Origin of the sequence: Streptomyces sp. NBC_00503, assembly GCF_036346895.1 — a bacterium.
Lineage (GTDB): Bacteria > Actinomycetota > Actinomycetes > Streptomycetales > Streptomycetaceae > Streptomyces.
On sequence record NZ_CP107855.1, the window covers coordinates 6,002,923 to 6,022,478 of the forward strand.

Genomic DNA, 19,556 nt, shown 5'->3' on the forward strand with positions numbered 1-19,556 from the left:
CGCGCCCGTCACGGCATCGGCCGTGGCGGGCGGGGTCCTTGGTACTGGCCGCTCGGCCGCATCCGCAGCGGGCGCTCCTGGTACTCCTCCAGCGCGTGCGCGATCCAGCCGGCCGTGCGGGCCACCGCGAACACCGTCTCCCCGGCCTCCGCGGCCATCGCGCACGACACCGTCAGCACGGCCAGCGCCAGGTCCACGTTCGGGTACAGCCCGCCGCCGTGCCGGGCCATCACCCCGGCCACCTCGCGCGCCGCGCCCAGTGCCGGACCTGCCTGGGCCAGCCCCTCCAGCCGCGCGAACAGCGCCGTCGCCCGCGGGTCCTCGCCCCGGTACAGCCGGTGTCCGAGCCCCGGCACCCGGCGCCCCGCGCGCAGGTACTCGGCCACCACCGGCGCCGCGCCGCCCCGCTCCAGCACCTCCACCAGCATCCGGTGGGCGAGCCGCCCGGCCGCGCCGTGCAGGGGGCCCTCCAGCGCGCCGAGCCCGGCCGAAACCGCCGCGTACGGATGCGCGCGGGCCGAGGCCGCCACCCGTACGGCCAGGGTCGACGCGGCCAGATCGTGGTCGGTGAGCAGCGCCAGGGCCAGGTCCAGCACGGCCAGCGCGTCCGGATCCGGGTCCAGGTGCGAGAGCCGGGGCCACAGCTGCCGGGCCAGGCGTCCGTCCCCGGGCCACTGGGACGGGCCGACCTCGGGCAGGGCGCCGACCAGCGTGGGGATCAGGGTGCGCGCGGAGCCCAGTACGGCCGCCTCGGACAGGTCGAAGCGCAGCGGGTCCGCGACCGCCGCGGCGGCGACGGCCACCCGCAGCCGGTCGAGCGGGCCGCTGTGCTCCGGCAGCGCGGCCACCGACCGGCGGGCCGCGGCGAGGGCTTCCGGGGGAGCGGTGAACCGGGCCCCGCGCACCAGGGTCCCCGTCCACAGCCACTCGGCGACCTCCTCGTAGCGGTACCGGGAGGCCAGCTCCACGGCGTCCACGCCGCGGAAGTAGTACCGGTCCGGCTCGATGAGGGTGAGCGAGGTGCGTACGGAGAGCTCCCCGGCGGAGCCCGCCGGTACCGCGGCCTCGCGCCGGCTGCGCCGGGCCAGCGCCTCCACCTCCCGGGCGTCGAAGCTGCTGCCGCGCCCGACCGGGTCGCGGCGGCTGGTGAGCAGGCCCCGGCTGACGTACGCGTAGACGGTGGCGGGCTTCACGCCCAGCAGCCGGGCCGCCTCCTGGGTGCTGACCCTCCGCCCGGCGGACTCGTCACCGGGCTCGGCACCGGACTCCTCGTTCATGACACACACCCTACATAGATTGATTCAATCAATATTGACAGTGATTGAGTCCATCATCGATGGTCGATCCATGAACACCACCGTCGCACCCTTCGAAGCACCCCGCGGACTTGCGGGAGTCGTGGTCACCGACACCCTGCTCGGTGACGTCCGAGGCCGTGAGGGCTTCTACCACTACCGCCAGTACTCGGCCGTCGAGCTCGCCGGGAGCCGCACCTTCGAGGACGTGTGGCACCTGATGTTCCGCGGCGCGCTGCCCGCCGACGCCGCCGAACGCGCCGCCTTCGCCGCCGAGATCGCCCCGCTGCGCCGGCTTCCCGCCGAGGTGCGCGACGCCCTGCCCGCGCTGGCCCGCGCCACCGCCCTGTCCGGCCCGCTCGCCGGCCTGCGCACCGCGCTCTCCCTGCTCGGCGCCTCGGCCGGCTTCCGCCCGGTCTACGACCTCGACCCCGAGCGCCGGGCCGCCGACGCGCTGGCCGCCTGCGCCGCCGTACCGACCCTGCTCACCGCGCTGCACCGGCTCGGGCAGGGGCTGGAGCCGGTGGAGCCGCGCGAGGACCTCCCGTACGCCGCCAACTACCTCTACATGCTGAGCGGGCGGGAGCCCGGCCCGGTCGAGGCCCGCGCGGTCGAGCAGTACCTGATCTCCACGATCGACCACGGGTTCAACGCGTCCACCTTCACCGCCCGGGTGATCGCCTCCACCGGAGCCGATGTCGCGGCCTGCCTGACCGGGGCGATCGGCGCACTCTCCGGCCCCCTGCACGGCGGCGCCCCCAGCCGGGCCCTGGACACGCTCGACGCCATCGGCACGGCGGACCGGATCGACCCCTGGATCCGCGAGCGGGTGCTCGCGGGCGACCGGATCATGGGCTTCGGACACCCCGTGTACCGCACCGAGGACCCGCGCTCGCGCATGCTGCGCGAGATCGCCCGCGGGTTCGGCGGCCCGCTCGTGGACTTCGCCGTGGAGGTCGAGCGGCACGTGGAGGAGATCCTCGCCGAGCTGAAGCCGGGGCGCGAGCTGCACACCAACGTGGAGTTCTACGCGGGCGTGGTCATGGAGCTGTGCGGGCTGCCGCGCGAGATGTTCACCCCGACCTTCTGCGCGGCCAGGGTGGTCGGCTGGAGCGCGAACATCCTCGAACAGGCCACCGACTCGAAGATCATCCGCCCGGCGGCCCGCTACACCGGCCCGACCCCGCCCGAGCCGGTCCCCGCCCTCGGCTGACGGGCGAACGCCGCCCGACGCGGCACTGGCTACGATCGACCGGGTGAACAGCATCCCCGTCGTCGTCCTCGCCGGATTCCTCGGATCCGGCAAGACGACCGTCCTCAACCACCTCCTGACCCACCGGGGAGGCACCCGGATCGGGGTCGTCGTCAACGACTTCGGCTCCATCGAGGTGGACGCGATGTCGGTGGCCGGCCAGCTCGGCGACTCGATGGTCTCCCTCGGCGGCGGCTGCCTGTGCTGTGCGGTGGACGGCAGCGAGCTGGACGCCTACCTGGAGAAGCTCGCCGACCCGGTCCACCGCATCGACGTGATCGTCATCGAGGCGAGCGGGCTGGCGGAGCCCCAGGAGATGGTCCGGATGCTCGTCGCCAACGAGAATCCGGCCGTCCGCTACGGCGGCATGGTGCAGGTCGTGGACGCGGCGGAGTTCGACGCGACCCGCGTCAGGCATCCGGAGACCGACCGGCACCTGTCCGTCGCGGACCTGGTGGTGCTCAACAAGACCGACCGGGTGGACTCGGGCGAACGGGCCCGGATCGAGGAGGCGCTCGGCGGACTGTGCGCGCCGGGCATCCCGGTCGTCGGCGCGGACCACGGGCGGATCGACCCGGAGCTGCTCTTCGACCGGCGGCCGTGGGAGCAGACCCGGGGGCAGCTGTCCTTCGAGGACCTGCTGGCCCAGGCGCACGACCACGACGGCGACCACGACGGCGCCGCCGCTGGTCACGCGGACCACGTTCACGCCGCCTACGAGAGCACGGAGTTCGTCTCCGAGCAGGCCCTCGACCCGCGCCGGTTCATCGAGTTCCTCGACCGCCGCCCGGCCGGGCTCTACCGGATCAAGGGCTTCGTCTACTTCGGCGTCCCCGGCCACCAGGAGCGCTACGAGATCCACGCGGTCGGCCGGTTCCTCCGCTTCTCCCCGCACCCCTGGGGCCGGGGCGAGCCGCGCCTGACGCAGCTCGTCCTGATCGGCTCGGGCACGGACGGCCCGGACCTGCTCCGCGAACTGGAGGCGTGCCGGGAGGCGCAGCCGCAGCACGGCCGCCCGGAATCCATGTGGGGCGTCCTGCGCTACGTGGACCGCCCGGCGGCGCCGGAGCAGGAGCCCGGGCCGGAGCAGGAAGCCGGGCCGGAGCCGGACGCCGACCCCGAGGACTTCTGAGACCGGCCGCCTCCGCTCAGACGACCTCGATGCCGAAGTCGCCGAGCAGGGGTTCCAGGCCGCCCGGGTAGCCCTTGCCGCCGAGGACGAAGTCCCAGTCGCCACTCGGGCGGCGCCGGAAGGAACCGAGGACCAGGGCGGTTTCACCGGCGCGGCCGTCGGAGACCTCCAGCCGGCCCAACTCCTCGCCGGTGGTGTCCAGCAGCCGGATCCGGGCGTCCGTGAAGCCCGCGAGGTCGGCGTCCGGATCGACCTCAGGGTCGATCGCCGCCACGAGGACCAGCCGGTCGGCGGGGTGCGGCAGGGAGTCGAAGGCCACCAGCAAGGCGGCCTTGTCGGGCGCCGCGTGCGCGTGTGTCCGTACCGAACCGTCAGGGGTGCGGGGGTTGTTGAAGAACACGAAGTGCTCCTCGCTCAGCACCCGGCCGCCCTCGCAGACCAGCGCGCACACGTCGAGCGCGACCGCGCCGGTCCAGGACATGCCGAGCACGTTGTGATCGGCGGGTGGCGCCTCTTGCGCCGTCGGCCGGGCCGGCACCGGGGCAGGGGCCGCGTCGGGCGCGCCCCCGCCGAGGCGTCCGCGCAGTCCGTGCCGGTGCAGCAGCTCCACGAGTTCGGCCCCGGGAACCAACTCCAGGGGCTTGCCGTTGGCGAAGGTGTACGACCCGGGCCCGAAGGTCGCCGTGGTGACGAGCACCCCCTTGTTCGCCCCCCGGTCCTGGACCGTGCCGTACAGGTCCCGTACGGCCGTCGGCGGGACCGTGTTGCGGTAGCGCTTGACCTGCACCACGATCCGCCCGCCCCGGATCGGGGCCGGGTCCAGCGCTTCGACGTCCACGCCGCCGTCGCCCGAGCGCTGCGTGGTCACCGCCTCCATGCCCATCGCCCGGAAGAGCTCGGCCACCAGGTTCTCGAAGGCGATGGGGTCCATCGCGAAGAGGTCCGGCTCCTCCTCGTCGTCCGCGTGCCCGCCGTGGCCGACGACCGTGCCGACCTCGCCGGGGCGACGCCCTGGACGCACCGTGGTCAGTTGGTCGGGCTTCGCCGAGAGCTGCCCGCGCAAGCCCTCCACGAGGCAGTCCACCGCGCTGACCTGTTCCAGCCGCAGTCCCTCGAACGTGGTGCGTGCCGCGGTCACCGTGGCGAGGACGAACTGCGCCTCCTGTCCCGTCACGGGATCGGGGCGGTCCACGAAGCCGTTCACCAGGACCGAGTCCAGCACCCCGAACTCGTCGGCCGCGTACAGCTCGCGCAGCACCAGGAGCACGCACTGCGCCAGCAGGTCCCGGTACAGCGCCCGCCGCTCCGTCGCCGGGCGGGGCTTCACCCGGTACTGGCCCGTGCTCGGCAGGTACTGGACCGACCTGGCCTCCGGCACCACCGCGTACCCGGGCAGCTCCCAGTCCAGCACGAGCTGGCGCGCCCCCGGGTCGTAGGCGGCCGCCACCTGCCTCGGCAGCGCCTCGGGCCAGGCCGTCGAGACGTACAGGGCGGCCGAGAAGTACTCCACCACCGCCTCGGGGTCGCCGGCGCGCAGTGCGGCGGCCAGCTCGGCGAGTCCGCTGTTGTGCGCCCGGATCCCGGTGAGCTGCTCCGCCGCCCAGGTGTCGTACTGCTGCCGGTACGAAGCCAGTTGGTGCTGCCGCTGCGTCTCGGCCGCCTGCGCGGCCTGCCAGGCGGCCGTGTACCGCGCGTGCGCATCCCGCTCCGCTTGCGCCCGCTGGCCGGAGCCGAGGGTCCAGCCGCTGCTCTGCTGCTGGAACTGATCGATGCGCGGGAGCGCCACCGGCTGCGCCAGGCTTCCCGGGGCGAACGGTTCCAGCTGTTCCGACCGGACCATGGCCGCCGTTCGGAACGCCGGTGCCCTGCATCCGGTGACCAGCAGGACCTGTAGGGCCTCGACCTCGGCGTCGAGCTGCGCGGAACGCCGCTGCGCCTCGGCGTCGCGGTGCTGCCGGTCGGCTGCCTGCTGCTGCCGTTGCCCCCGGACCCCACCGCCTTCGTAGGGCCGCTGGGGGTGTTCCGCCTCGCGTTGCCGGACCAGCTGCATCTGCTGGGTCCGGCGCTGGGCTTCGGCCCAGTCCCTGATCGATCCGTCCGACCGACGACTCATCAGTTCTGTGTCTCCCCGCCCCACCGACAGTGCCAAGAGGGAAAACACTAGTCGCCATTCGGGGGGTACGTCCCCCGGACGTACCCCCCGAATGACCTGGAACTCCCTACAGCGCGGCCCCCGCCAGTGCCGCGACCGCGACCGGCAGCGAGGTGCCGGAGCCGTCGCGTCGCGGATCGACGGCGGGCAGCGCGGCCGGGCTGCCGTTGGCCGTCGCCGCGCGGGCCGGAGAGCCGCCCGCCCAGGCCAGGACCAGCAGGTCCTCGCCCTTGAGGAACCGCTGGCAGCGGACGCCGCCGGTGGCCCGGCCCTTGCGCGGGTACTGGTCGAACGGGGTCAGCTTCACGGACAGCAGCGAGTCGTCCAGCGTCCCGTGCGAGCCGGCCACCGTGAACACCACGGCGTCGCGCGCCGGGTCGACGGCCGAGAAGTGGATCACCTTGGCGTTGTCGGCGAGCTTGATGCCCGCCATACCGCCCGCCGGGCGGCCCTGCGGGCGCACCTGGCTCGCCGGGTAGCGCAGCAGCTGGGCGTCGTCGGTGATGAAGACGAGGTCCTCCTCGCCGGTGCGCAGCTCGACCGCTCCGACGATCCGGTCACCGTCCTTGAGGGTGATGACCTCCAGCTCGTCCTTGTTGGCCGGGTAGTCCGGCACGACCCGCTTGACCACGCCCTGTTCGGTGCCGAGCGCCAGGCCCTGCCCCGATTCGTCCAGCGAGGTCAGGCAGACGACCTTCTCGTCGGCCTCGAGCCCGGAGAGGAACTCCGAGACCGGGGCGCCGCCCGCCAGGTTCGGCGCGGCGTGGGTGTCCGGCAGCTGCGGCAGGTCGATCACCGAGAGCCGCAGGAGACGCCCGTACGAGGTGACCGCGCCGATGTCGGCCCGGGTGGTGGCGGCGACCTGCGAGACGATCAGGTCGTGCTTGGCGCGGGCGCCGCCCTCCTCCTCGGGAAGCGGATCGGCGTTCGCGGTGCGGGCCAGCAGGCCGGTGGAGGAGAGCAGCACCCGGCAGGGGGTGTCCTCGACCTCCAGCGGCACCGCCGCGACCGGGGTTCCGGCGGATTCCAGCAGCACCGTACGGCGCTCCGTGCCGAACTTCTTCGACACCGCGGCCAGTTCCGAGGAGACCAGCTTGCGCAGCTCGTTGTCGGAGTCCAGGATCCCGGTCAGCTCGTCGATCTCGCCGGTCAGCCGGTCGCGCTCGGACTCCAGCTCGATCCGGTCGAAGCGGGTGAGCCGGCGCAGCGGGGTGTCCAGGATGTACTGGGTCTGGATCTCGCTCAGGGAGAAGCGCTCCATCAGGCGCTCCTTGGCCTGGGCGGAGTTGTCGCTGTCCCGGATGATCCGGATGACCTCGTCGATGTCGAGCAGGGCCACCAGCAGGCCCTCGACCAGGTGCAGGCGGTCGCGCCGCTTGCCCCGGCGGAACTCGCTGCGGCGCCGCACGACCTCGAAGCGGTGGTCGAGGTAGACCTCGAGGAGCTCCTTGAGGCCCAGCGTCAACGGCTGTCCGTCGACCAGCGCGACGTTGTTGATGCCGAAGGACTCCTCCATCGGCGTCAGCTTGTACAGCTGCTCCAGCACGGCTTCCGGGTGGAAGCCGTTCTTGATCTCGATGACCAGGCGCAGGCCGTGCGAGCGGTCGGTGAGGTCCTTGACGTCCGCGATGCCCTGGAGCTTCTTCGAGCCGACCAGGTCCTTGATCTTCGCGATGACCTTCTCGGGGCCGACCGTGAAGGGCAGTTCGGTGACGACCAGGCCCTTGCGGCGCGGGGTCACGTCCTCCAGGGTCACCGTCGAGCGGATCTTGAAGGTGCCGCGGCCGCTCTCGTAGGCGTCCTTGATGCCCGCGAGGCCCACGATCCGGCCGCCGGTGGGCAGGTCGGGACCCGGTACGAAGCGCATGAGCGCTTCCAGGTCCGCCTCCGGGTAGCGGATCAGGTGGCGGGCGGCCGCGATGACCTCGCCCAGGTTGTGCGGAGCCATGTTGGTGGCCATGCCGACCGCGATCCCGGACGCGCCGTTGACCAGCAGGTTCGGGTACGCCGCCGGGAGTACGACCGGTTCGCGCTCCTGGCCGTCGTAGTTCGCGGCGAAGTCGACGGTGTTCTCGTCGATCCCGTCCGTCATCAGCGAGGCGGCGTCGGCCATCTTGGACTCGGTGTACCGCATCGCGGCCGGCGGGTCGTCGTTGCCGAGCGAGCCGAAGTTGCCGTGGCCGTCGACCAGCGGGAGACGCATGGAGAAGGGCTGCGCCATGCGCACGAGGGCGTCGTAGATCGACGCGTCTCCGTGCGGGTGGAGCTTGCCCATGACCTCGCCGACGACGCGCGCGCACTTGACGTAGCCGCGGTCGGGGCGCAGGCCCATCTCGTTCATCTGGTAGACGATGCGCCGGTGCACCGGCTTCATGCCGTCGCGTGCGTCGGGCAGGGCTCGGGAGTAGATCACCGAGTACGCGTACTCGAGGAAGGAGCCCTGCATTTCGTCGACGACGTCGATGTCGAGGATCTTCTCCTCGAAATCCTCCGGCGGCGGGGTCTTCGTGCTGCGGCGGGCCATCGCTGCGCGGCTCCTTAACCAAGAATCGGGATGAGCTGAGCTCTCACGGGGTGTGCGGGTGGGCCTGGCCGGGTTTCGGACAGGGGTGACGCGGACCATTGTGGCCCGAGGCACCGACAACGCCGACTCCGACCCAGGACTGGGCCGGGAACTTCTCCGGTCGCCGACACGCTTGCATACAGTGGCAGGTCTGACAGGAATCTCTGCATCGCGATCGAAGGGACCACATGCCCATGGGTCACACGGCCACAGCCCAGGCCGGCTCCGGCGGCCTCACAGCGACCGAGCACAGGCTGGCCAACGGCCTGCGCGTGGTGCTGTCCGAGGACCACCTGACCCCGGTCGCCGCGGTCTGCCTCTGGTACGACGTCGGCTCGCGCCACGAAGTCAAGGGGCGTACCGGCCTTGCTCACCTCTTCGAGCACCTGATGTTCCAGGGCTCGCAGAACGTGTCCGGCAACGACCACTTCGAACTGGTCCAGGGAGCCGGCGGCTCCCTCAACGGCACCACCAGCTTCGAGCGCACCAACTACTTCGAGACGATGCCGACCCACCAGCTGGAGCTCGCGCTGTGGCTGGAGGCGGACCGGATGGGCTCGCTGCTGGCCGCCCTGGACGACGAGTCCATGGAGAACCAGCGCGATGTCGTCAAGAACGAGCGCCGCCAGCGCTACGACAACGTCCCGTACGGTACGGCCTTCGAGCGGCTGACCGCTCTGGCCTACCCGGAGGGCCACCCGTACCACCACACGCCGATCGGCTCGATGGCCGACCTGGACGCCGCGTCCCTGGAGGACGCGCGCACCTTCTTCCGTACGTACTACGCGCCCAACAACGCGGTGCTGTCGGTCGTCGGCGACATCGACCCCGAGCAGACGCTCGCCTGGGTCGAGAAGTACTTCGGCACCATCCCCGCCCACGACGGCAAGCAGCCGCCGCGCGACGGCTCGCTCCCCGACATCATGGGCGAGCAGCTGCGCGAGGAGATCGTCGAAGAGGTTCCGGCCCGTGCGCTGATGGCCGCCTACCGCCTCCCGCACGACGGCACCCGCGAGTGCGACGCCGCCGACGTGGCGCTGACCGTCCTCGGCAGCGGGGACTCCTCCCGGCTGCACAACCGTCTGGTCCGCCGCGACCAGACCGCCGTCGCGGCCGGCTTCGGGATGCTGCGCCTGGCCGGCGCGCCCTCCCTCGGCTGGCTGGACGTCAAGACCTCCAGCGGGGTGGAGGTGCCCGCCATCGAGGCGGCCGTGGACGAGGAGCTCGCGCGGTTCGCCGCCGAGGGCCCGACGGCCGAGGAGATGGAGCGCGCTCAGGCCCAGCTGGAGCGCGAATGGCTGGACCGGCTGAGCACGGTGTCCGGCCGCGCGGACGAACTGTGCCGCTTCGCGGTGCTGTTCGGCGACCCGCAGCTGGCGCTGACCGCCGTCCAGCGGGTCCTCGACATCACCGCCGAGGAGGTCCAGGCCGTGGCCGCCGCCCGACTGCGCCCGGACAACCGCGCGGTGCTCGTGTACGAGCCGATCGCGGTGGACGACGCCGAGGACGCCGACGAGAACAGCGACGAGAACGAAGGGGCGGAGCAGTGAGCGACACCGCAGCCGACACCGCAGCCGTCACGATGACCTTCCACCCGCGCCCCCAGGCCGGCGAGCCGCAGCCGTGGGCCTTCCCGGCCCCCGACCGCGGGGTCCTGGCCAACGGCCTGACCCTGCTGCGCTGCCACCGGCCGGGCCAGCAGGTCGTCGCGGTCGAGATCAACCTCGCGGCCCCGCTCGACGCGGAGCCCGAGGGCCTGGACGGCGTGGCCACCATCATGGCCCGCGCCCTGTCCGAGGGCACCGACAAGCATTCGGCCGAGGAGTTCGCGGCCGAGCTGGAGCGCTGCGGAGCCACCCTCGACGCGCACGCCGACCACCCGGGCCTGCGGGTCTCCCTGGAGGTTCCGGCCTCCCGCCTGCACAAGGCGCTGGGGCTGGTCGCCGAGGCGCTGCGCGCGCCGGCCTTCAGCGACGCCGAGGTCGACCGCCTGGTGCGCAACCGGCTCGACGAGATCCCGCACGAGTCGGCCAACCCGCAGCGCCGTGCCGCCAAGCAGCTCTCCAAGGAGCTGTTCCCGCAGTCCCTGCGGATCTCCCGCCCGCGCCAGGGCACCGAGGAGACGGTCGCGCGGATCGACTCCGCGGCCGTACGTGCCTTCTACGAGGCCCACGTACGCCCCGCGACCGCCACCGCGGTGATCGTCGGCGACCTGACCGGCATCGACCTGGACGCCGTCCTGGCCGACACCCTGGGCACGTGGACCGGTGACACCACCGAGCCCCGCCCGGTCGCGCCGATCACCGCCGACGACCGCGGCCGCGTGGTCATCGTGGACCGGCCCGGAGCCGTCCAGACGCAGCTGCTGATCGGCCGTATCGGAGCGGACCGGCACGACCGGGTCTGGGCGCCCCAGGTGCTCGGCACGTACTGCCTGGGCGGCACCCTCACTTCGCGCCTGGACAAGGTGCTGCGCGAGGAGAAGGGGTACACCTACGGCGTGCGCGCCTTCGGCCAGGTGCTGCGTTCCACCGCCGACGGCAAGGGCGCCTCGATGCTCGCCATCAGCGGCTCGGTGGACACCCCGAACACCGGCCCGGCCCTGGACGACCTCTGGAAGGTGCTGCGCACCCTCGCAGAGGGCGGCCTGACCGACGCCGAACGGGACGTGGCGGTGCAGAACTTGGTGGGCGTGGCCCCGCTGAAGTTCGAGACGGCCGCCTCGGTCGCGGGCACCCTCGCCGACCAGGTCGAGCAGGAGCTGCCGGACGACTACCAGGCGCAGTTGTACGCGCGGCTCGCCGAGACGGGGACGGTGGAGGCCACTTCGGCGGTCGTCAACGCCTTCCCGGTGGACCGCCTGGTCACGGTGCTGGTGGGCGACGCCTCGCAGATCGAGGAGCCCGTACGGGCCCTGGGGATCGGCGAAGTGACCGTGGTCACCAACTGACCGGACGAGGTGCGGCCGTTCGTCGGCCATCGGAGGGGCTCAGGCGGTATTTCCGCAGGGGCCCCTTTTGTCCATTTAGTCGTGTGGTTGCTTGTATGCGGTGTGGCGTACGCAACAAAAAGGCGTGTCTGTTTGGCGATTGACTGATGATCCGCCTAGCGTCGGCCGTGCTGTCCGTCAGTTGTAACCGCCGCGCCCGCGGCACCGGACAGCGATCGCCGAGTCCCCGTCAGGCGCGAGCCTGGGGAGCCGGGGACCCACATGTGTCCCTGGGGTGAATCGGACCGCCTCGTGAGAGGTGGCCCGTAGGAGACCTTCCTGCTCCGAACCCGTCAGCTAACCCGGTAGGCGAGAGGGAAGGAAAGGATCAACCCCTTCATGGCCTTTGGCAGTCGTGCCGCCGGCAAGCACCGTGGTTCCAGCCGTCTGAGCCGCAAGACCGCCGGCTACGCCGGTATAGCCGCCGTCGTCACCACCGGTGTCGTCGGCTCCCTGGCCGGCCCGGCGTTCGCCGCGGACAAGGCCCCCTCCGTCGAGGACACCGGCCTCAACACCATCGTGGTGGCCGACGAACTCGCCGGCGAGATCCAGGCCCAGGCCCACTCCCAGCAGCGGGCCGCCGAGGCCGCCGCCGCCAAGGCGCAGGCCGAGGCCGACGCGAAGCAGCGGGCCGCCGAGGCCAAGGCGAAGGCCGAAGCCCGCGCCAAGGCCGAGCGCGAGGCCGCCGAGCGCGCCGCCCGCGACGAGGAGCGCAAGCGCCTCAACACCTTCGTGGCCCCGATCACGGACTCCTACGTCAGCACCCAGTGGCACGCGGGCGGCGGCATGTGGTCCTCCGGCAGCCACACCGGCATCGACTTCCACGCCGCCTCCGGCACCGAGGTGCACGCGGTCGGCCTGGGCACCGTGGTCGAGGCGGGCTGGGGCGGCGCGTACGGCAACAACGTCGTCATCAAGCACGCCGACGGCACCTACACCCAGTACGGCCACATGACCTCGCTGAGCGTCTCCGTCGGCCAGCAGGTGGCCGCGGGCCAGCAGATCGGCCTGTCGGGCTCCACCGGCAACTCCAGCGGCCCGCACCTGCACTTCGAGGCCCGTACCGGCGCCGAGTACGGCACGGACATCGACCCGGTCGCGTACCTGCGCTCCCACGGCGTCAACGTCTGACGCAGACCGCACGACGCCCCGCCGCGTCACGCGTCTTCCCGAAGGCCCCGGCTCTATCCGAGCCGGGGCCTTCGCGTTGTGTGAATGTTTCGTATTTCCGGCCGCTCTCGGAAATTATCGTGTGTTGCAATAGAGTCGCAGGGCGCACAGCCATACGAAAAAGGCGGAGGTCCGGTCTTGCGTATTCCCGCGCACACGGTATGCACAGCAATCCGCGACGACATCGTCTCCGGGGTGTTCGAGCCCGGTGGCCGGCTGACCGAGGAGGTGCTGGCCCGCCGGTACGGAGTCTCGCGCGTCCCGGTGCGCGAGGCACTGCGCACGCTGGAGTCCGAGGGGTTCGTGACCACCCGCCGGCACGCGGGCGCCTGCGTGGCCGAGCCGACCGAGCAGGAGGCGGCCGACCTCCTGGAGCTGCGGCTGCTGCTGGAGCCCCTCGCAGCCGCGCGGGCCGCCCGGCGCCGCGGCGAGGCCCACCTCAAGGTGTTGCGGGGGCTGGTCAGGCTGGGGCAGGAGAGGGCCAGGAGGGGGCAGGGGGAGGATCTGCGCTCCTTGGGCGGCTGGTTCCACGAGACGCTCGCCCAGGCGTCCGGGAGTCCGGGGCTGATCACGCTGCTCACCCAGATGCGCCACAAGCTGGCCTGGATGTACGTGGTGGAGTCCCCGGCGCGGCCCGTGGAGTCCTGGGCGGAGCACGGCGCGATCGTGGACGCGGTGGCCCGGGGCGACGCCGAGCGGGCCCGGATGCTGACCGCGGCGCACGTGGACCGCGCGGCCGGGGCGTACCGGATCAGGGTGAGGACTTTGCAACCTGCCGTAAACATGGCAAGCGGCCGGCATTAACAAACGTCGTATACAAAGGTCTGATATCCGTACGGTGCCGAGGATATCGCGGCCCGCGCAATTCGCGTGAATTCGCGTCCGGGTGTGCCGTGCGCATTTCCGGCCGGCTGAAATGCAGCGAAGCCGTTGCCCCCGACGGTGGTCGGGGGCAACGGCTTCGCCGTGCACGTCTTGCGAGTCGAACCCGAAGGGTCAGACGGTCTCGGGGAGCTCCTCGAGACCCTCGGCGACCAGCTTCGCGAGGCGGTCCAGCGCGACCTCGGCGCCCTCGGCCTCGGACGACAGGACGATCTCCTCGCCGCCCTGGGCGCCCAGGCCCAGGACCGCCAGCATGGAGGCGGCGTTGACGGGGTCGCCGCCGGCCTTCGCGATGGTCACCGGGACGCCGGAAGCGGTCGTCGCACGGACGAAGATCGAGGCGGGACGAGCGTGCAGGCCCTCGGCCCAGCCGACGTTGACGCGGCGCTCTGCCATGGTGATGCCCTTCAGGTTCTTACGGTTGTCTAGACCAGTCTCTCACGACGTCCGGAATGGTCGGACCGACCTTCGGCCCGAAAATCCCGCCGTTCGACCTACCCCAGCTTGCACTGATTCGGGTCAGCTTGCCCGATGCGCCGCGCCCAGGCCAATCGAACCGTTCGAGCCTTAAGGTGGCCCCATGACCACCGAGTCGGACCCCTCGTATCCGGACCACTGGGAAGCCGACGTCGTCCTGCGCGACGGCGGAACCGCCCGGATCCGGCCCATCACCACCGACGACGCGGGCCGGCTGGTCAGCTTCTACGAGCAGGTCTCGGACGAGTCCAAGTACTACCGGTTCTTCGCCCCCTACCCCCGGCTCTCCGACCGCGACGTGCACCGCTTCACGCACCACGACTTCGTGGACCGGGTCGGCCTCGCCGCGACGATCGGCGGAGAGTTCATCGGCACCGTCCGCTTCGACCGCATCGGCTCCGACGGCCGCCCGGCCACCGGACCCTCCGACGAGGCCGAGGTGGCCTTCCTCGTCCAGGACGCCCACCAGGGCCGCGGAGTCGCCTCGGCGCTGCTCGAACACATCGGCGCGGTCGCGCGCGAGCGCGGCATCCGCCGCTTCGCCGCCGAGGTGCTGCCCGCCAACACCAAGATGATCAAGGTGTTCACAGACGTCGGCTACCAGCAGAAGCGCAGCTTCGAGGACGGCTCCGTCCACCTCACCCTCGACCTCGAACCCACCGCCGAGTCCCTCGCCGTGCAGCGCGCCCGCGAACAGCGCGCCGAGGCCCGGTCCGTGCAGCGGCTGCTCGCCCCCGGATCCGTGGCGGTGATCGGAGTCAGCCGCTCCGGCGGGGGAGTGGGCGCGGCCGCCCTGCGCAACCTGCGGGACAGCGGCTTCCACGGCCACCTCTACGCCGTCAACGAGGCCTGCGCCCCCGGCATCGCCAGCGGCCTGCTGGACGGCGTACGGGCCTACCGCACGGTCGCCGACATCGGAGCCCCGGTGGACCTCGCGGTGATCGCCGTCCCCGCCGAGCGGGTCCCCGAAGCGGTGGCGGCCTGCGGTGAACACGGAGTGCAGGGGCTGGTGGTGCTGTCCGCCGGATACGGCGAGAGCGGGACCGAAGGCCTCGCCCGCCAGCGCGAACTGGTGCGGCAGGTGCGCTCGTACGGGATGCGGCTCATCGGGCCGAACGCCTTCGGGGTGATCAACACCGCGCCGGAGGTGGGGCTGAACGCCTCGCTGGCCCCGGCCCCGGCCCCCGCGCGGGGACGGGTCGGCCTGTTCACCCAGTCCGGGGCGATCGGCATCGCGCTGCTCTCGGGGCTGCTGCGGCGCGGGGAGGGGCTGTCCTCCTTCGTCTCCGCCGGGAACCGGGCGGACGTCTCGGGCAACGACATCCTCCAGTACTGGTACGACGACGAGGCGACCGACGTCGCACTGATGTACCTGGAGACCCTCGGCAACCCGAGGAAGTTCACCCGCCTCGCCCGGCGCACCGCCGCCGTCAAGCCGGTGGTCGTCGCCCTGGGCGGGCGCCACACCCCCGCCGGACACGTGGTCCCCGGCACCCGGCTGCCCGAGTCGACCGTCTCGGAGCTGCTGCGGCAGGCCGGGGTGATCCGCGTCGACACGGTCACCGAGCTGGTGGACGCCGGCCTGCTGCTGGCCTCGCAGCCCGTACCGGCCGGGCCGCGGGTGGCGATCCTCGGGAACTCCGAGTCGCTCGGGGTACTCACCTACGACGCCTGCCTGACGGAGGGACTGCGGCCGCTGGCGCCGCTGGACCTGACCACCGCCGCCTCGCCGGAGGACTTCCGCGCCTCGGTCGCCGCGGCGCTGGCCTCGCCGGACAACGACGCCGTCGTCGTCACCGCGATCCCCTGGGTGAGCGAGCACACCCTGGCCGACGACCTCGCCGAGGCCCTGCGGGCGGCCGTCGCGGAGCACCCCGGCAAGCCGGTGGCGGTGGTCCACGTGGAACTGGGCGCCCTGGCCGAAGCCCTCTCGGCGGCCACCGCCCCCGCGGGAACCTTCCCCCACCCCGCCCTCTCCCCCTACCGGGGCGCCGCCCAGGAGCCCGCGCCCCCCGCCCCGGCGGAGCCGGGTGCTGCGCCGGCCGACCCGCAGGCGCCCGCCGGCGACGGGATCCGGATCCCCAGCTACCCCGCCGCCGAGCGGGCCGTGAAGGCCCTCGCCGAGGCCGTGCGCTACGGGCAGTGGCGGCGGGCCACCGCCGAGGCCGGGCAGGTGCCCGATTACGAGGACATCGACCAGAGCGGGGCCGCGGGGCAGCTCTCCCGGCTGCTGGAGCAGGTGGGGGACACGCAGGTGCTGGGGCTCCCGGACCCCGACGCCCGCGAGCTGCTCGCCCGCTACGGGATCCGGGTGCCGCCCACGCTCCCCGCACCCAGCGCGGACTCCGCCGTCCGCGCCGCCCAGGTCCTCGGCTACCCCGTGGCGCTCAAGACCACCGCCCCCCACCTGCGCCATCGCGCCGACCTCGGCGGCGTACGCCTCGACCTCACCACCGAGGCCGACCTGCGCCGGGCCTACGGGGAGCTCACCGACATGCTGGGCAAGCCGCAGGAGCTGCTCCCCGTGGTCCAGGCCATGGTTCCCCGGGGCGTGGACACCGTCATCCGCTCCGTCATCGACCCGGCCGCCGGAGCCGTCCTCTCCTTCGGGCTCGCCGGCGTCGCCTCCGAACTGCTGGGCGACACCGCCCACCGGCTGGTCCCCGCCACCGACCGGGACGCGGCGGGCCTGATCCGCTCCATCCGCGCCGCCCCGCTCCTCTTCGGCTGGCGCGGGAGCGACCCCGTGGACACCCCGGCCCTGGAGGAGCTGCTCCTGCGGGTCTCCCGCCTCGTCGACGACCACCCCGAGGTGGTCGGGGTGGACCTGGAGCCCGTGGTCGTCGCCACCGACGGGCTCTGCGTCCTCAGCGCCGCCGTCCGCGTCGCCCACCCGCCCGCCCGCGGCGACCTCGGGCCGCGGACCCTGCCCAGCTACTGAGCTCCGGACCCTGCCCAGCTACTGAGCTCCGGACCCCGCCCGGCCACCGGGCTCCGGACCGGCTCGGTCCGGAGCGGCCGGGGTGCCCCGAACGGGCCTTAGGATGGACCTCATGGCGAAATCCGGTACGACGACCCAGGGGCTGCGCACGGCGATCGAGCGCAGCGGCTACTACCCGGCCCTCGTGGCCGAGGCCGTGGAGGCCGCGGTGGGCGGCGAGCCGATCTCCTCGTACCTGGTCCACCAGGAGACGACCTTCGACTCCAACGAGGTGCGCCGGCACGTCACCGTGCTGGTCCTGACCGGCAACCGGTTCATCGTGAGCCACACCGACGAGCAGGCCGCCGACGCCGGTTCCCCCTCGCCGTACGCGACCACCTCCACCGAGTCGGTCAAGCTGGCCACCATCTCCTCCGTGGTCCTCAGCAGGGTCGTGGCCAACCCCGAGTCCTACACCCCCGGCACCCTGCCCCGCGAGGTCGTCCTGACCATCGGCTGGGGCGCGGTCTCGCGCATCGACCTGGAGCCCGCCGCCTGCGGGGACCAGAACTGCGACGCCGACCACGGGTACACCGGCAACTCCACCGCCGACGACCTCAGCCTGCGTGTCAGCGAGGCGGGCGACGGCCCCGAGGCGGTGCGCCAGACCCTGCTCTTCGCGCAGGCGCTCTCCGAGGCCACGGCGGCCACGTCCAACCCCGCCCGCTGATGGCGTACGCCGCGGCGCAGAACTGGGCGGACGAGCCGGAACTGCTGGACCTGGCCGGCGCCCCCGTCCCGGAGTACGGCTCCGGCTCCCTCGCCGACCTGCTGCCCACCCTGGTCGCGGGCCAGGGCGTACCGGGCTTCGAGCCCTCGATCGCCGAGCTGACCCCGGCCGACCGGAACTGCGTGTTCCTGGTCGACGGCATGGGCTGGGAGCAGATCAAGGCCCACCCGGAGTGGGCCCCGTACCTCACCTCCCTCCTCGGCAGCTCGCGCGGCGGCACCGGCCGGCCGATCACCGCGGGCTTCCCGGCGACCACCGCCACCTCGCTCGCCTCCGTCGGCACCGGCCTGACGCCGTCCCGGCACGGCCTGCCCGGCTACGCCGTGCGCAATCCGGCCACCGGCGAACTGATGAACCAGCTCCGCTGGCAGCCGTGGACCTCGCCCAAGCCGTGGCAGCCGTACCCGACGGTCTTCCAGCAGGCGGACGCCGCCGGGGTGGCCACCGCACAGGTGTCCGCGCCGGCCTTCCAGAGCACCCCGCTCACCAAGATCGCGCTGAGCGGCGGCACCTTCCTCGGCCGGATGACCGGCGAGGAGCGCATGGACCTGGCGGCCGAGCGCCTCGCGGCCGGCGACCGCTCGCTCGTGTACACGTACTACAGCGAACTCGACGGGGCCGGCCACCGGCACGGAGTCGACTCCGACGCCTGGCGCGGCCAGCTGATGTACGTCGACCGGCTCGTCCAGCGCCTCGCCGAGCAACTTCCGCCCCGCACGGCGCTGTACGTGACCGCCGACCACGGCATGGTGGACGTCCCCTTCGACGAGGACTCCCGCATCGACTACGACGACGACTGGGAACTCGGCGCGGGCGTGGCCCTGCTGGGCGGCGAGGGCCGGGCCCGGCACGTGTACGCCGTACCGGGCGCCGAGGCCGACGTCCTGACCGTGTGGCGCGAGGTGCTCGGCGACCGGTTCTGGATCGCGAGCCGCGAGGAAGCCCTGGAACTGGGCTGGTTCGGGACGCCGGGAGAGTGCGACGAGCGCGTCCTCGGCCGCATCGGCGACGTCGTCGCCGCTGCCCAGGCCGACGTGGCGATCACCGCCTCCCGCAACGAGCCCAACGAATCGGCCCTCACCGGAATGCACGGCTCCATGACCCCGGCCGAGCAGCTCGTCCCGCTGCTCGAAATCCGCTCCTGACGGCTCCCCGCCCTTCCCCCTCCGCCGTCCCCAACCCCGACCCGAAAGGTCCTGCTCCCCATGCCCGAGCTGGTGTTCTTCTCCGGAACGATGGACTGCGGAAAGAGCACACTGGCGCTCCAGATCGCCCACAACCGCGACGCGCGGGGCCTGCAGGGCGTGATCTTCACCCGCGACGACCGCGCGGGCGAGGGCAAGCTGTCCTCGCGCCTGGGGCTGGTGACGGAGGCGGTCGAGGCGCCGGAGGGCATGGACCTGTACGCGTACCTGGTCGCGCAGCTCTCGAAGGGCGGCAAGGCGGACTACGTGATCGTGGACGAGGCCCAGTTCCTGGCCCCCGAGCAGATCGACCAGCTCGCACGCATCGTGGACGACCTCGGCCTGGACGTCTTCGCCTTCGGCATCACCACCGACTTCCGTACCAAGCTCTTCCCGGGCTCCCAGCGGCTGATCGAGCTGGCCGACCGCCTGGAGCAGCTCCAGGTCGAGGCCCTGTGCTGGTGCGGAGCCCGCGCCACGCACAACGCCCGTACGGTGGGCGGCGAGATGGTCGTCGAGGGCGCCCAAGTGGTGGTCGGAGACGTCAACCGCCCGGCGGAGGAGATCGGCTACGAGGTCCTGTGCCGCCGCCACCACCGCAAGCGGATGACGAGCGCCGCGGCCCACGCGGGCGCGCTCTCCCCGGACGTCCTCCCGGTCAACCACGCCTGATCGGGTCTTCTCAGGGCCTCTGAAGGGAACCGGTGGTGCCCCCGGCAGCGTTGTTCCCTAAGACGCTGACCGGCGCTG

At 72.6% G+C, this 19,556-nt stretch carries 14 protein-coding genes and 1 riboswitch; of the genes, 10 read left to right on the top strand and 4 right to left on the bottom strand.

What is annotated here, in order from left to right:
* Positions 1-8: 8 nt before the first annotated feature.
* Entirely contained in the window at positions 9-1,277 is a 1,269-nt protein-coding gene (locus OG490_RS27710) for a citrate synthase (protein ID WP_330298981.1), read from the bottom strand.
* A 70-nt stretch (positions 1,278-1,347) separates the two neighbouring features.
* Between OG490_RS27710 and OG490_RS27715 the strand changes: the two genes are divergently transcribed.
* On the top strand, positions 1,348-2,508 hold the full coding sequence (locus OG490_RS27715; RefSeq protein WP_330298982.1) for a citrate synthase: 1,161 nt from the start codon (positions 1,348-1,350) through the stop codon (positions 2,506-2,508).
* Between the two features lie 43 nt (positions 2,509-2,551).
* Positions 2,552-3,679 carry a CobW family GTP-binding protein gene (locus OG490_RS27720; RefSeq protein ID WP_330298983.1) on the top strand — a complete coding sequence of 376 codons (1,128 nt, stop codon included), beginning with the start codon at positions 2,552-2,554 and terminating at the stop codon, positions 3,677-3,679.
* A 16-nt stretch (positions 3,680-3,695) separates the two neighbouring features.
* On the opposite strand, the gene OG490_RS27725 is transcribed toward OG490_RS27720, so the two are convergent.
* Complete coding sequence (locus tag OG490_RS27725; protein WP_330298984.1) at positions 3,696-5,792, bottom strand: restriction endonuclease; 2,097 nt, start codon at positions 5,790-5,792, stop codon at positions 3,696-3,698.
* A 106-nt stretch (positions 5,793-5,898) separates the two neighbouring features.
* On the bottom strand, positions 5,899-8,355 hold the full coding sequence (locus tag OG490_RS27730) for a DNA gyrase/topoisomerase IV subunit A (RefSeq protein ID WP_330298985.1): 2,457 nt from the start codon (positions 8,353-8,355) through the stop codon (positions 5,899-5,901).
* Positions 8,356-8,588: 233 nt separating this feature from the next.
* Between OG490_RS27730 and OG490_RS27735 the strand changes: the two genes are divergently transcribed.
* From OG490_RS27735 to OG490_RS27750, 4 genes are all read left to right on the top strand, one after another.
* Positions 8,589-9,944, top strand: a complete 1,356-nt coding sequence (locus OG490_RS27735) for a M16 family metallopeptidase (protein WP_330298986.1) — start codon at positions 8,589-8,591, stop codon at positions 9,942-9,944.
* Positions 9,945-9,976: 32 nt separating this feature from the next.
* Positions 9,977-11,344: a M16 family metallopeptidase gene (locus OG490_RS27740; RefSeq protein ID WP_330301094.1), complete on the top strand. Its 1,368-nt coding sequence runs from the start codon at positions 9,977-9,979 to the stop codon at positions 11,342-11,344.
* Positions 11,345-11,550: 206 nt separating this feature from the next.
* Positions 11,551-11,710: riboswitch (cyclic di-AMP (ydaO/yuaA leader) on the top strand.
* A 12-nt stretch (positions 11,711-11,722) separates the two neighbouring features.
* Complete coding sequence (locus OG490_RS27745; RefSeq protein ID WP_330298987.1) at positions 11,723-12,514, top strand: M23 family metallopeptidase; 792 nt, start codon at positions 11,723-11,725, stop codon at positions 12,512-12,514.
* A gap of 177 nt (positions 12,515-12,691) precedes the next feature.
* Positions 12,692-13,357, top strand: a complete 666-nt coding sequence (locus OG490_RS27750) for a GntR family transcriptional regulator (RefSeq protein ID WP_330298988.1) — start codon at positions 12,692-12,694, stop codon at positions 13,355-13,357.
* A 192-nt stretch (positions 13,358-13,549) separates the two neighbouring features.
* Here the strand turns inward: OG490_RS27750 and OG490_RS27755 are convergent, their stop codons facing one another.
* Complete coding sequence (locus OG490_RS27755) at positions 13,550-13,831, bottom strand: HPr family phosphocarrier protein (protein WP_330298989.1); 282 nt, start codon at positions 13,829-13,831, stop codon at positions 13,550-13,552.
* 184 nt (positions 13,832-14,015) lie between these two features.
* Here OG490_RS27755 and OG490_RS27760 point away from each other — a divergent pair, with 184 nt between their 5' ends.
* The 4 genes from OG490_RS27760 to OG490_RS27775 all read left to right on the top strand — a co-directional run bounded on the left by OG490_RS27760 (position 14,016) and on the right by OG490_RS27775 (position 19,478).
* Positions 14,016-16,853 (top strand): bifunctional acetate--CoA ligase family protein/GNAT family N-acetyltransferase, encoded by a 2,838-nt coding sequence (locus OG490_RS27760; RefSeq protein WP_330298990.1) that lies wholly within the window; start codon positions 14,016-14,018, stop codon positions 16,851-16,853.
* Positions 16,854-16,965: 112 nt separating this feature from the next.
* Positions 16,966-17,562 carry a DUF5998 family protein gene (locus OG490_RS27765; RefSeq protein ID WP_330298991.1) on the top strand — a complete coding sequence of 199 codons (597 nt, stop codon included), beginning with the start codon at positions 16,966-16,968 and terminating at the stop codon, positions 17,560-17,562.
* Entirely contained in the window at positions 17,562-18,767 is a 1,206-nt protein-coding gene (locus OG490_RS27770) for an alkaline phosphatase family protein (RefSeq protein ID WP_330298992.1), read from the top strand. The genes OG490_RS27765 and OG490_RS27770 overlap by 1 nt, the downstream gene beginning before the upstream one ends.
* Positions 18,768-18,827: 60 nt before the next feature.
* Positions 18,828-19,478: a thymidine kinase gene (locus OG490_RS27775; protein ID WP_330298993.1), complete on the top strand. Its 651-nt coding sequence runs from the start codon at positions 18,828-18,830 to the stop codon at positions 19,476-19,478.
* Positions 19,479-19,556: the final 78 nt, after the last annotated feature.